The sequence below is a fragment of the Wenjunlia vitaminophila DSM 41686 genome, from assembly GCF_000380165.1.
GTDB lineage: Bacteria > Actinomycetota > Actinomycetes > Streptomycetales > Streptomycetaceae > Wenjunlia > Wenjunlia vitaminophila.
The window spans coordinates 291,002-302,959 of sequence record NZ_KB904634.1; the positions used below are offsets into that span (position 1 = coordinate 291,002).

Consider the following 11,958-nt stretch of genomic DNA (forward strand, 5'->3'; position numbering starts at 1 on the left):
ACTACAGGACGATGGGTCCATCGTCGGAGAGTGTCACTCCTCGAGTAGAAGGCGGTCGGACGACGAGAACGACGCGGTGCAGCCCGCGGCCCACGTCGGCGGGGGCGCACAGGGGGCACACCAGTGGTTCAAGAGTAGACAAAGCAGGCCGGTGATGTCAGTCGGTGCCCCGGGGGTCCTCCGCGGCGCTGCCCCGGACCTCGGCCAGCGCACGCAGCGCCCGGGCGTCCCGGATGGCCTGGGCCTTGCCCGCACCGGTCTGGATGCCCATGGCGGCCAGGGTGGTGCCGTCGGCCAGGTCCAGGTAGACCCAGGGGTCACCGGCGCGGAGGTTCACCCGGATCAGTTCGGCCCATTCCAGGCGCCGCTTGACCGTGAGGTTGACCACCGTCACGCCCGCCTGGTCCACCATGACCTTCGGTCGGGACAGCACCACCAGCACGCCGAAGATCAGCAGACCGGTGCCCACGAAGGTGAGCCGGTCGGCGACGTTCCACGAGCCGCTCCCGGAGCCGCCGGGCAGCAGCACGGCGATCACGGCGAAGACGACGAGCAGCGCCGTACCTATGCTCAGCAGCACCACACGGGTGCGCCGGGGCCGGAACGTGATCGGAAGTTCGGGCAGGTCGGCGGTGGCTGACACGGGGGCGCCTTCTCGTCGTCTTCGGCGGGTCGTCTGCGGCTGGTCCTGGTCACCGGGAGCGGAGCCCGGGAGGCGTCACAGCCGGCAGGCGTGGATGTCGGTGACCAGGATGGCCCGGGCCCCGACCTCCCACAGATCGTCCATGATCTGCTGCGCCTCGGACCGCGGCACCATGGCCCGGACCGCCACCCAGCCCTCGTTGTGCAGCGGGGACACGGTGGGCGACTCCAGCCCCGGCGTGAGCCCTATGGCCTTGTCCACGTGCTCGGCCCTGATGTCGTAGTCCATCATCACGTAGCTCCGGGCGACCAGGACCCCCTGGAGGCGCCGCAGGAACTGCGTGACCCGCGGCTCGTCCCGCTCCGCCCCGATCCGGCGGACCACCACGGCCTCGGACTCCAGGATGGGGTCGCTGATGATCTCCAGGCCGGCGTTGCGCAGGGTGGTGCCCGTCTCCACCACGTCGGCGATCACCTCGGCCACCCCGAGTTGGACGGCGGTCTCCACCGCGCCGTCCAGGCGGACCACCGCGGCGTCCACGCCGCGGTCGGCGAGGTGCTTGGCGACCACTCCGGGCAGCGACGTGGCGACGGTCATCCCGCCGAACTCGCTGACGTCCTTGGCGGTACCCGGACGGGTGGCGAAGCGGAACTTGGAGCGGCCGAAGCCGAGCTGCATGATCTCCTCGGCCGACGCCCCGGAGTCCAGCAGCAGGTCCCGCCCCGTGATGCCCAGGTCGAGCCGCCCGGAGCCGACGTAGACGGCGATGTCCCTCGGACGCAGGAAGAAGAACTCCACGTTGTTCTGCGGATCGACGAGGACCAACTCGCGCGCGTCCTTGCGCTGGAGGTAGCCGGCCTCATGGAGCATCGCCGACGCAGGCTCGGACAGTGAACCCTTGTTGGGGAGGGCGATGCGGAGCATGTCAGGTCAGACCCTTCGCGGTGGTGGGGGCGGTGGTGGGGAGGACGGTGGGCCGGGGAGACCACGGCGGGCCGGGGGCGCGCCGCGGTTCCGTCGGCTACAGATGAGCGTAGACGTCGTCGAGGTCAATGCCGCGGGCCACCATCATCACCTGAAGGTGGTACAGCAACTGGGAGATCTCCTCCGCGGTGCGGTCGGCGCCCTCGTGCTCGGCTGCCATCCACACCTCGGCGGCCTCCTCGACGACCTTCTTGCCGATGGTGTGCACCCCCGCGGCCACCAGCTCGGCGGTGCGGGAGGAGGCGGGGTCGCCGGTGGCGGCCTTGTGCTTGAGCTCGGTGAACAGCTCGTCGAATGTCTTGCCCATGGTGCCCCCAACTTACCGGGTCACCCGGAGCTGGCGGTCACCGCCATGGCCGCGGCGGCGGAACGCAGGGCCACCACGGTGGCCACCGCGGCGGTGGCCGCCTCGTGCCCCTTGTCCTCGACGGACCCGGGCAGCCCCGCCCTGTCCACCGCCTGCTCCTCGGTGTCGCAGGTCAGCACGCCGAAGCCGACCGGCACCCCGGTCTCCACGCTCACCTGGGTCAGCCCCGCGGTCACGCCCTGGCAGACGTAGTCGAAGTGGGGCGTGCCACCGCGGATCACCACCCCGAGCGCCACCACCGCGTCATGACCGCGGTCGGCCAGCACCCGGGCCGCCACCGGCAGCTCGAAGCTGCCGGGCACCCGCACGACGGTGGGCTCGGTGACCCCGAGCCCGGCCAGCGCCCGCAGTGCCCCGTCGAGCAGCCCGTCCATCACCTTGTCGTGCCACTGCGCGGCGACGACCGCCACCTTCAGGCCCTCGCACGGGGCCACGGAGATCTCTGGTGCGCCCTTGCCACTCACGTCTCTTCAGATCCTTAGGGGTAGGAGTAACTGTTCGTGTCGCCCCGACCGGTCCGCCGGGCCACTGCCCCGGCCCGGCGCCCCGGGGCCGGCCGGCCTCAGGCCGGGTCGCCGAGCCAGGGCAGGTCGTGCCCCATCCGGTCCCTCTTGGTCCGCAGGTACCGCAGGTTGTGCTCGCCCGCGGGGGCCGGCAGCGGTTCGCGGCCGAGCACCAGCAGACCGTGCCTGGTCAGCGCGGACGTCTTGTCGGGGTTGTTGGTCAGCAGGCGCAGCGAGCGCACGCCGAGGTCGGTCAGGATCGAGGCGCCGGCCCCGTAGTCCCGGGCGTCGGCGGGCAGGCCGAGGTCGAGGTTGGCGTCGAGGGTGTCCCGACCGACCTCCTGGAGTTGGTAGGCCCGCAGCTTGTGCAGCAGGCCGATGCCGCGTCCCTCGTGTCCGCGCAGGTAGACCACCACGCCGCGGCCCTCGTCGGCGATCCGGGCCAGGGACGCCTGGAGCTGCGGGCCACAGTCGCAGCGCTGGGAACCGAGGACGTCGCCGGTGAGGCACTCGGAGTGGACGCGCACCAGGACGTCCTCGCCGTCCAGCAGGCGCCCGTCGGCGAGTTCCCCGGCCACCAGCGCGATGTGTTCCGCGCCGTCGGCCTCGCTGCGGTAACCGAACGCCCGGAAGGTGCCGTGCGCGGTGGGCAGGGCGGTGTCGGCCTCGCGGCGCACCGCCGGCTCGACGCGGCGGCGGTAGGCGATCAGGTCCTCGATGGAGACGATCGCCAGCCCGTGCCTGCGGGCGAACGGGACCAGTTCGGGCAGCCGGGCCATGGTGCCGTCCGCGTTGGCGATCTCGCAGATCACCGCGGCCGGGTGGAGGCCGGCGAGCCGGGCCAGGTCGATGCCGGCCTCGGTGTGGCCGTCCCGGGCCAGCACCCCGCCCTCCCGGGCGCGCAGCGGGAAGACGTGTCCGGGCCGGACGAAGTCGCCGGGGACGGACTCGGGGTCCGCCAGGGCCCGGGCGGTGTGGGCCCGGTCGGCGGCGGAGATGCCGGTGGTGGTGCCGTGCTTGGCGTCCACGGAGACGGTGAACGCGGTGCGCATGCTCTCGGTGTTGTCCTGGACCATCTGCTCCAGCTTGAGCCGGTCCAGGTCGGTGCCGCGCATCGGCACGCAGATCAGGCCGCGGCACTCGGCCATCATGAAGGCGATCACCTCGGGGGTGACGAGTTGCGCGGCGACGACCAGGTCGCCCTCGTTCTCCCGGTCCGCGTCGTCCACGACCACGACCGGCCGGCCCGCCGCGATGTCGGCGACGGCCCGCTCGATCGGGTCGAGGGTGAGGTCCTCCTCGGTCGGCACCTGTCGGGGTGCTGGGGTGACGGTCACGCTGCTGCTCCTTCCAGGACGGGCCGACCCGGGGACGTGGTGCTGCGGGTGCGCTGCCACCAGGCGCGCAGGCCGAGCAGCACCAGGGCGAAGTAGATGCAGTAGACGAGGCCGGAGAAGGCCAGGCCGCTGGTGAGGGCGAGGGGGACGCCGACGAGGTCCACCGCGAGCCAGGCGAACCAGAACTCCACCAGGCCGCGGGCCTGGGCCACCATCGCGGCGAGCGTGCCCACGAAGATGTACGCGTCCGGCCAGGGGTTCCAGGACAGGGTGGGGAACGCGCTGAACAGCCAGCCCACGGCGAGGGTGCCCGCGGCGGTGCCGCCGACCAGGGCGATGCGTTCCGGCCAGGTGGCGAACCGGACCGTGATCCGACCCGTCCCGCCGCGGCTGCCGTTCCGCCACCGGGTCCAGCCCCAGCAGGCCACGCCGACGACCAGGAGCTGTTTGCCCACGCCCCCGCCGAGCTGCGCGGACAGATACGCGGTGATCAGGACGGCACCGGACAGCAGTTGCGCCGGCCAGGTCCACATCGAACGGCGCCAGCCCAGGGCCAGCGCGGTGAGCCCCAGCAGGTTGCCGATCATGTCGGACCAGATGACGTGTTGGTCGAAGACCTCGAACGCGGTCCCGTTGAGCCAGTCCACGCCAGTCACCCGGCCACCCCCGCGGGGTCCGCGTCCTGGTCCAGCAGCCGCTCCACGTACTTGGCGAGCACGTCCACCTCGAGGTTGACCGGGTCGCCCGGCTGCTTGAAGCCGAGGGTGGTGGCGGCGAGGGTGGTCGGGATCAGGCTGACGGTGAAGTGGTCCCGCTCCGCGGCGACCACGGTCAGGCTGACCCCGTCCACCGCGATGGAACCCTTGGCGACCACGTAGCGGCTCAGCTCCGCGGGCAGTGCGACGGCGACCACCTCCCAGCGCTCACCCGGGGTGCGGCGGACGATCTCGCCGACGCCGTCCACGTGGCCCTGCACCAGGTGGCCGCCCAGGCGCCCGCCGAGGGCCATGGGCCGCTCCAGGTTGACCCGGGAGCCGGGGGCCAGCGCACCCAGGCTGGTGCGCTTGAGGGTCTCGGCCATCACGTCCGCGGTGAACTCACCGTCCTGCGTGTCCACCACGGTCAGGCAGACGCCGTTGACCGCGATGGAGTCCCCGTGCCGCGCGTCCTTGGTGACCAGTGGCCCGCGGAACCGGAACCGGGAGGAGTCCCCCAGTTCCTGCGCCTCGACGACCTCGCCAAGCTCTTCGACGATTCCGGTGAACACTCAGCTCTCCTCGAGTACGCCGGGCGCGGGGTGCGTCCGGGGATAAGCGGTGACGCGCAGGTCCACGCCGAGTCGCGTGACGTCGGCGACATCGAGCCGCAGGGCCTGCGTGATGGTGTGGATTCCGACGCCGTGGACGACGGAGGGGCCGGCGCCGAGCAGCGCCGGGGCGAGGTAGCCGACGACCTTGTCGACCAGCCCGGCGGCGAGGAACGAACCGGCCAGGGTGGGTCCGCCCTCGAGCAGGACGGAACGGACCTGGCGGTCGTGGAGCGCCGCGAGCAGCGCGGTCAGGTCCAACCCGCGCCCGTCCCGGGCGGGGGGCAGCCGCAGCACGTCGAGGCCCGGGAGGTGCCCGGTGGCGGCGTCCCGGCCCACGCACAGCAGGGTGGGGGCGGCGGCGTCCAGCACCCGGGCGTCGGGTTTGACGGTGGCATGGGTGTCCACCACCACGCGGAGCGGCTGGGGGACGTCGGGGCGGGGGGCGTCGCGGTGGGCGAGGTGGGGGTCGTCGGCGCGCAGGGTCCCGGAGCCGACCACCACGGCGTCGGCCTCGGCACGCAGTCGGTGCACGTCGGCCCTGGCCTGGCTCCCGGTGATCCAGCGGCTGGTGCCGTCGGCGGCCGCGATCCGGCCGTCCAGGGTCGCCGCGTACTTCCACAGCACGAACGGGCGGCGGCGCAGCACCGAGGTCAGCCACGCCTCGTTGACCGCGGTGGCCTCGTCCGCCAGCAGTCCGCCGGCCACGTCCACGCCCGCGGCGAACAGGGTGGCGGCGCCGCCGGTGGCGGTGGGGGTGGGGTCGGTGACGGCGTAGACGACCCGGGCGATCCCGGCGCCGATCAGGGCCTGGGAACAGGGGCCCGTGCGTCCGGTGTGGTCGCACGGCTCGAGGGTGACCACGGCGGTGCCGCCTCGGGCGCGTTCCCCGGCGGCCCGCAGGGCGTGGACCTCGGCGTGGGGGCCGCCGGCGCGCTGGTGCCACCCCTCGCCGACGACTTCGCCGGCGGCGTCCAGGACCACGCAGCCGACGACGGGGTTGGGGCTGGTCGCGCCGAGGCCGCGGGCGGCGAGCCCGACGGCACGCCGCATGGCGTCGGCTTCGTCGATCGGGGCCACCGAAGTCCTCCTGCCACCTGTGGGCGCGGACTCCGGGGAAGGGAAGGACGCGGACGGCGCACCACCGTACGCACGTCGAGGCAGGGAAGCCGGTCGCGGACACGGGAGACCCCAGCCGCGAGACGGAAAGCCATGAGGACATGGCCGACCCGGCCGTCGAGGACGGCGTACCGGTGCTCGCCCGCCGCGCACTGCCTCCCATCCGGACTTTCACCGTCGGTCCAGGAATTTCACCTGGTCAACCGGCCGCTGGCTGCGGCCGGGTCGCGGACTGTAACCGCCGGTTCGGAGTTTCACCGACCCCGGAGTGCGCGAACGTCACTGATACGCGTCCAGTGTGCCATGGCGGCTCGGCGGCCGGAGAGCCTGGACGGCTGTGCGCTGGGTCACTCGAGCGGGGTTCCAGCCCGGCCACCGCGCCGCGTCAGTACGGACCTTGTCCGAGCCAGTGGTTCTGACCGGTGGACGCCCCTGGCGGCCGCCGGGCGTCGGTGGACTCCGGGGGTTCAGTCCGTGGCGAACACGTCGTCGCGTGCCGCGTCGAGCGCGGTGACCACGGCGCCGCGCAGCACCGGACTGCCCTCGACGGTCCCGGCCAGCACCTCGGTGCGCAGCGGCGACAGCTCGGCCAGCCGGGAACCCACCCGGCTGGCCAGTTCCTTGCCCCCGGCCCGGCCGACCTCGCCGCCGAGCACCACGCAGCCGGGGTCCAGGACCGAGGCGACGGCGGCGGCGCCGACGGCGATCCGGCCGGCGAGCTCGTCCAGGAACCCCGTGGCCCCGCCGGTCACGGCTGCGCGCAGCACCTCCTCGGCAGCGGCGGCGTCGTCCTCCCCGGAGGTCGCGAGCCCGTGTTCCCTGGCGAGCGCGCAGACCGCGGAGCTCGCGGCCAGGGAGTGGAACCCCCCGTCGCACGCGGTGGCCGTGGGCAGTCCCGCCGTGCCGGGCACCGGCAGGAAGCCGATCTCGCCGGTGCCGCCTGAGGAGCCGCGGCGCAGCCTGCCGTCGAGGATCACCGCCGCGCCGACGCCGTGTCCCAGCCACACCAGCACGAAGGTGTCCCGGTCACGGGCCGCGCCGGTGCGGAGCTCGGCGACACCCGCGAGGTTGACCTCGTTGTCGAGGAGCACCCGCGCCGGCAGGTGCTCCCGGAGCGCGGCGACCAGCAGTCCGTGCCAGTCGGGGAGCCCGCCCGCGCGGGAGAGCTCCCCGGTTGCCGGATCGACCAGGCCGGGGGCGCCCACCGCGAGGGTGTGCAGGGTGCGTACGCCGGCCCCGCGCAGGGTCTCGTCCAGCGCGGCGACGGCGGACTCCACGAGGTGCGCGGCGGGCCGGGTGGGATCGACCGGAAGGGTGACCTCGGTGACGTCCCTGCCGGCGAGGTCGGTGACCGCGAAGGCCACGCTGTGGGTGCGCACGTCCACGGCGGCGATGTGGGCCCGGGAGGCCACGAGCCCGTAGAGCCGCGCGTTGGGGCCGCGGCGGACTGCGCCGCTCTCCCCGACCACCGCGACCAGGCCGCGGTCCGCGAGTCGTTGGAGCAGGTCGGCCACGGTCGGGCGGGAGAGCCCCATGGCCTGTTTGAGCTGGTTGGCGGTCAGCGGTCCGTGGTCGGCCAGGAGGTCGAGCGCGAACCTGTCGTTGAGGGCGCGGGCGGTTCGCGGGGACGCCGTGCGCACGGTGTTCATGGTGGTGATCCTCGCAGACGGACCAGTTGGCGGCTTTTCCCGTTTCTATCAGGAAGGCTGCCTGATAATTTACGGCCATGCCACACGCCACCCCCTCCGGTTCGGGCCTCCCCGGCCGGGACACCTCAGTGATCCGCCGCGCCAGGATCGCCGTCGCCACGGTCTTCACGATCCACGGTTGCGTCAGTGGCACCTTCGCCACCCGCATCCCATGGCTCCGCGACCACCTCGACCTCAGCGCGGGACAGCTCGGCCTGGCCCTGTCCTTCCCGGCGATCGGCGCCTCCGTCGCCATGCCCCTCGCCGGCTGGATGGTGCACCGCTTCGGCGGTCGGGCCGCGGTCCGCTGGCTGATCGTCGTCTACTGCGCGGCCCTGGCGCTGCCGGTCCAGACCCCCGCCCTGCCCTGGCTGTGCGCGGCGCTGTTCCTCTACGGGGCGACGGCGGGGATGGCGGACGTGGCCATGAACGGCCAGGGCGTGGAGGTGGAACGCAAGTACGGACGGTCCATCATGTCCGGGCTGCACGGCATGTGGAGCGCCGGAGCGCTGATCGGCTCCGCCGTCGCGGTGGCGGCCACCCACGCCGGGGTCGGCGCCGACCTGCACCTGCCCGTGGTGGGCGGCGTGCTGGTGGCGACGGGACTCTGGGTCTGCCGGAACCTGCTGGACGTGCGGTCGGAACCGGACCAGGAGGCGCCCCCGAGGTTCGCCCTGCCCCCCAGGTCGGCACTGGCGATCGGCGCCGTGGGAATGTGCGCGGTCTTCGCCGAGGGCGCCAGCATGGACTGGTCGGGCGTCTACCTCAAGGACGTCACCGGAACGTCCTCCAGCGTCGCCGCCGCCAGTTTCACGGCGTTCGCCTGCACCATGGCCGCCGCCCGGCTGGCCGGGGACGCGCTGGTGCGGCGGTTCGGACCGGCACGGACGGTGCGGTTCAGCGGGGTCCTGGCCTCCCTGGGCGGGCTGCTGGTGGTGACCGCGGCCTCCCCGGGCCAGGCCATCGCCGGCTTCGCCCTGCTCGGCGTCGGCATAGCGGTGGTGGTGCCGCTGGCGTTCGCCGCCGCAGGACAGACCGACGGCGCGCCCAGCCAGGCCATCGCCGGGGTCGCCACCATCACCTACGCCACCTCGCTCGTCGCGCCCGCGGCCTTCGGGGCCATCGCGGACGCCACCACCCTGCGGCTGTCCTTCGGCCTGGTGACCGTGGGCACCAGCCTGCTGATCGTCTTCGCCGGCGTGCTGGGCCGGCGCGGGGCGGGCCAACGTCCGACCACCACGGACGGACCGGCGACGGAGCCGGGAGCCGCGCGCCCCGGAGCGGCACCACCGGACCCCACGGCGCGCGGCCGGGGCCAGACCGGCTGAAGGCCGCACCGGCCCTCGAGGGACTGGGACGGGACGGCGCCGACCACGGGCACCCGCCCCGGGTCGGGCGGCCTCAGAGTTTGCGGACGACGATGCGGCCGCTGTCGCCGCCGGAGGCGACCAGCGTTCCGTCCGAAGAGATCCGGACAGTGTTCGTCCGGCCCGTCCCGCGGTCTCCCGGGCGGCGGCGGAAGGCGGGGTCACCGCGGCGGGTGGCGGCGTCGACCACGTCGGTGTCCCCCCGCCGGCCGATGGCCAGGGTCGCGCCGTCGGGCGAGTATGCCCAGTGGTAGCAGGTGGCCCAGCGGTCGGTGCGTACCGGGTCCGGGAAGTGCCAGGCCAGTCTGCCGGTCGCCAGGGAGAACGCGCACGGCCCCTCGACGAACTCGGGGTTGACGACGAGCAGCGTGTCGGCCGGGTCGAAACCGGCGGTGTGCGGCGTCCGGCCCATCGGGATGCGGGTCCGCACCTGTCGCTGGTCAATGTCCCAGATCTCGACCTCGGCGACCGCCCGATCGTGCGTGCCCCGATCGCGTGCGTGCCGGGGTTCCTCGGTGAAACACAGCGCCATCAGCTTCCCGGAGGGCGACAGGGCGCCGGTCCAGCACTGTCGTGACGGTCTCCTGGTGGACGTCGTGAACACCTCGTTCCACTCCGCGTCGAGTATGCGGACGCGGTCGCCGGCGTCGAAGACCATGAGGCGCTGCCGGGTGGCGTCCCACGCGGGACGCAGGAGGAACGGGTTGTGTGCGGCGTCCTCGTACTGCCGGTACCGGGCAAGGACATCGGTCTGTCCGCTGGCCGGGTCGAACAGTCGGGTTTCCCCGTTGAGCGCGTAGATGACGCGCTTGCCACCGGCGTCGAAGAGCGCGGCGTGCAGGAACGTCTGTCCCCGGCCGAGCGGCTCGGGGCGGGCCTCCGGCGGCTCGGCGTGGATCAACTCACGGTGTCCGCTGCCGACATCGATCAGGTGGATCTCCGCCCCGTACGCGTCCTTCAGCATCGTTCCGACGACGATGGTGCGGCCGTCCGGAGACATGTCGAAGGCCTCGGCCGAGCACCGGTTGGGGACCTGGATGTCGAGCACCACGGCACCGCGCGCCGCGCCTGCGGCGTCAGCGACGCACGCGAACCCCTCCCGCAGCTTCTTCTGGCGGATCTCCTCGAACTCCCTCTGCGCCTGGTACCCGTCCGGGAATTCCGCGACGGTTCTCCGGGGCGACCTCCCCTCGGTCCACGCGGACCGGGTCACCCGGGGGCCGTCGGCAGTGATCCGGTAGAACTTCACCGTGCCGGCGGAGGAAGACCTCATCGTCGTCTCCAGAATGGTCATGGCAGGTGAAGGTATACGCGGCGGCTGACAGTCGGGCGCGCGGAAAAGGCCCCTGCCCGCTGGTGTCTCCCCACGGTGAGCCCGTCGCCCTCAACAGGGCCCTGCCCCGGGGCGTCGGCGAACTCCGGGATCAGCCCCGGAACTGCTCGGGGCAGCTCGCCCCGCCCTCCGGCAGGTGGGTGTCCGCCCACCTGGTCAGCTCGACCATGGCGGGCTTCAGCGCCTTCCCGGCCTGCGTCAGCCGGTAACTGACCCGCAGCGGAGGTCCGCTGTTCACCTCGCGGGCGACCAGGGACAGCGCGGTGAGCTCGGCCAACCGGTCGGAGAGCATGCGCTCGCTGATCCCGGGGATGGCCCGGCGCAGCTCCACGAAGTGGCCCGGCCCGTTCATCAGCGCGGCGATGATCAGGCCGGTCCACCGCTTTCCGAGCACCTCGAAGACCCGAGTGATCCCGGACTCGGGCTCCGTACACCCGTCCGTACGCTCCCGGTCTGGGACCGGCTGCGGGGTGTCCGGTTCTGACTGCTGCCGCTTGGCCATGACTCAACAGTAGCGGGTATAGTGGGTGCAGAAAAGTAAGTAGCTATGCTATATATAGCTACATACCCAAGCGAATCCGCTTACGCGATCACCCTCTACTTCCAGGAGCACTCCCGTGGCCAAGCTTTTGCACCTCGACTCGTCCCTGAACGGCGACGCCTCGCACTCCCGTGCCGTCACCGCCGCCTTCCGGGCGGCCTGGGAGAGCGAGCACCCCGGGGGCACCGTCGTGTACCGGGACCTCGCCGCCGAGGCCATCCCCCACCTGGCCGCCGCCGCCTACTACGCCGGCCAGGTGAGCCCGGCCGAGCACTCCCCCGAGCAGAAGGCCGCGTTCGAGCTGCGCGGCACGCTGATCCAGGAGGCGGAGGAGGCCGACGCCATCCTCATCGGCGCGCCGATGTACAACTACACGATCAGCTCGACCCTGAAGGCCTGGCTCGACCACGTCGTCCTGTACGGCCGCACCGTCGGCACCCCGGACCGCACCCTGGCCGGCAAGCCGACCACGGTCGTCGCCAGCCGCGGCGGCTCGTACGCCCCCGGCACCCCCCGGGAGGGCGTGGACTACGTCCAGCCCTACCTGGAGCACCTGCTGGCCGGCGAGATGGGGCTGGACGTCCACTTCATCATCCCGGAGCTGACCCTCGCCCCGGTCAACCCGGCGATGGCCGACCTGATCCCGCTCGCCGAGGCGTCGCGGGCGAAGGCCCTCGAGGAGGCCGAGAGCCGGGGCAAGCAACTGGCCCGCCAGCTCTCCGCGTAACGCCAGCCGGCGGACGCCCGGCTGTCACCCCGCGCCTTTCCAC

Annotated in this window: 13 protein-coding genes and 1 riboswitch; of the genes, 2 read left to right on the top strand and 11 right to left on the bottom strand. The window is 73.0% G+C overall.

The annotated features are described in order from the left end of the window. Positions 1 to 157: 157 nt before the first annotated feature. From A3IG_RS0101150 to A3IG_RS0101190, 9 genes are all read right to left on the bottom strand, one after another. Positions 158 to 643, bottom strand: coding sequence for a PH domain-containing protein (locus A3IG_RS0101150; protein WP_018381703.1), 486 nt, complete (start codon positions 641 to 643; stop codon positions 158 to 160). Between the two features lie 75 nt (positions 644 to 718). Continuing rightward, complete coding sequence (gene hisG / locus A3IG_RS0101155) at positions 719 to 1,567, bottom strand: ATP phosphoribosyltransferase (RefSeq protein ID WP_018381704.1); 849 nt, start codon at positions 1,565 to 1,567, stop codon at positions 719 to 721. A 97-nt stretch (positions 1,568 to 1,664) separates the two neighbouring features. Further along, complete coding sequence (locus tag A3IG_RS0101160) at positions 1,665 to 1,934, bottom strand: phosphoribosyl-ATP diphosphatase (RefSeq protein WP_018381705.1); 270 nt, start codon at positions 1,932 to 1,934, stop codon at positions 1,665 to 1,667. A 20-nt stretch (positions 1,935 to 1,954) separates the two neighbouring features. Continuing rightward, positions 1,955 to 2,458, bottom strand: coding sequence for a 6,7-dimethyl-8-ribityllumazine synthase (ribH, locus tag A3IG_RS0101165; protein WP_018381706.1), 504 nt, complete (start codon positions 2,456 to 2,458; stop codon positions 1,955 to 1,957). 98 nt (positions 2,459 to 2,556) lie between these two features. Next, on the bottom strand, positions 2,557 to 3,834 hold the full coding sequence (locus A3IG_RS0101170; protein WP_018381707.1) for a bifunctional 3,4-dihydroxy-2-butanone-4-phosphate synthase/GTP cyclohydrolase II: 1,278 nt from the start codon (positions 3,832 to 3,834) through the stop codon (positions 2,557 to 2,559). Beyond that, positions 3,831 to 4,490: a nicotinamide mononucleotide transporter family protein gene (locus A3IG_RS0101175; protein WP_026219772.1), complete on the bottom strand. Its 660-nt coding sequence runs from the start codon at positions 4,488 to 4,490 to the stop codon at positions 3,831 to 3,833. The genes A3IG_RS0101170 and A3IG_RS0101175 overlap by 4 nt, the downstream gene beginning before the upstream one ends. After that, a complete protein-coding gene (locus tag A3IG_RS0101180; RefSeq protein ID WP_018381709.1) occupies positions 4,487 to 5,101 on the bottom strand; it encodes a riboflavin synthase in 615 nt (204 codons plus the stop codon). The genes A3IG_RS0101175 and A3IG_RS0101180 overlap by 4 nt, the downstream gene beginning before the upstream one ends. Then, positions 5,102 to 6,220 carry a bifunctional diaminohydroxyphosphoribosylaminopyrimidine deaminase/5-amino-6-(5-phosphoribosylamino)uracil reductase RibD gene (gene ribD / locus A3IG_RS0101185; protein WP_018381710.1) on the bottom strand — a complete coding sequence of 373 codons (1,119 nt, stop codon included), beginning with the start codon at positions 6,218 to 6,220 and terminating at the stop codon, positions 5,102 to 5,104. A gap of 184 nt (positions 6,221 to 6,404) precedes the next feature. Beyond that, positions 6,405 to 6,535, bottom strand: a riboswitch (FMN riboswitch). 191 nt (positions 6,536 to 6,726) lie between these two features. After that, positions 6,727 to 7,908, bottom strand: a complete 1,182-nt coding sequence (locus A3IG_RS0101190; protein WP_018381711.1) for an ROK family transcriptional regulator — start codon at positions 7,906 to 7,908, stop codon at positions 6,727 to 6,729. A gap of 77 nt (positions 7,909 to 7,985) precedes the next feature. Here A3IG_RS0101190 and A3IG_RS0101195 point away from each other — a divergent pair, with 77 nt between their 5' ends. Then, entirely contained in the window at positions 7,986 to 9,275 is a 1,290-nt protein-coding gene (locus tag A3IG_RS0101195; protein ID WP_018381712.1) for an MFS transporter, read from the top strand. A 73-nt stretch (positions 9,276 to 9,348) separates the two neighbouring features. Here the strand turns inward: A3IG_RS0101195 and A3IG_RS0101200 are convergent, their stop codons facing one another. Beyond that, a complete protein-coding gene (locus A3IG_RS0101200) occupies positions 9,349 to 10,608 on the bottom strand; it encodes a WD40 repeat domain-containing protein (protein ID WP_236719067.1) in 1,260 nt (419 codons plus the stop codon). 130 nt (positions 10,609 to 10,738) lie between these two features. Beyond that, entirely contained in the window at positions 10,739 to 11,149 is a 411-nt protein-coding gene (locus A3IG_RS28120) for a winged helix-turn-helix transcriptional regulator (protein ID WP_018381714.1), read from the bottom strand. Positions 11,150 to 11,264: 115 nt separating this feature from the next. On the opposite strand from A3IG_RS28120, the gene A3IG_RS0101210 reads away from it, so the two are divergent. After that, positions 11,265 to 11,915: an FMN-dependent NADH-azoreductase gene (locus A3IG_RS0101210; RefSeq protein ID WP_018381715.1), complete on the top strand. Its 651-nt coding sequence runs from the start codon at positions 11,265 to 11,267 to the stop codon at positions 11,913 to 11,915. Positions 11,916 to 11,958: the final 43 nt, after the last annotated feature.

What these genes read in the sequence shown, in the direction of transcription:
- hisG (WP_018381704.1), bottom strand. Translation starts at nt 1,567, where the DNA reads ATGCTCCGCATCGCCCTCCCCAACAAGGGTTCACTGTCCGAGCCTGCG.
- A3IG_RS0101160 (WP_018381705.1), bottom strand. Translation starts at nt 1,934, where the DNA reads ATGGGCAAGACATTCGACGAGCTGTTCACCGAGCTCAAGCACAAGGCC.
- A3IG_RS0101190 (WP_018381711.1), bottom strand. Translation starts at nt 7,908, where the DNA reads ATGAACACCGTGCGCACGGCGTCCCCGCGAACCGCCCGCGCCCTCAAC.
- A3IG_RS0101195 (WP_018381712.1), top strand. Translation starts at nt 7,986, where the DNA reads ATGCCACACGCCACCCCCTCCGGTTCGGGCCTCCCCGGCCGGGACACC.
- A3IG_RS0101200 (WP_236719067.1), bottom strand. Translation starts at nt 10,608, where the DNA reads ATGACCATTCTGGAGACGACGATGAGGTCTTCCTCCGCCGGCACGGTG.
- A3IG_RS28120 (WP_018381714.1), bottom strand. Translation starts at nt 11,149, where the DNA reads ATGGCCAAGCGGCAGCAGTCAGAACCGGACACCCCGCAGCCGGTCCCA.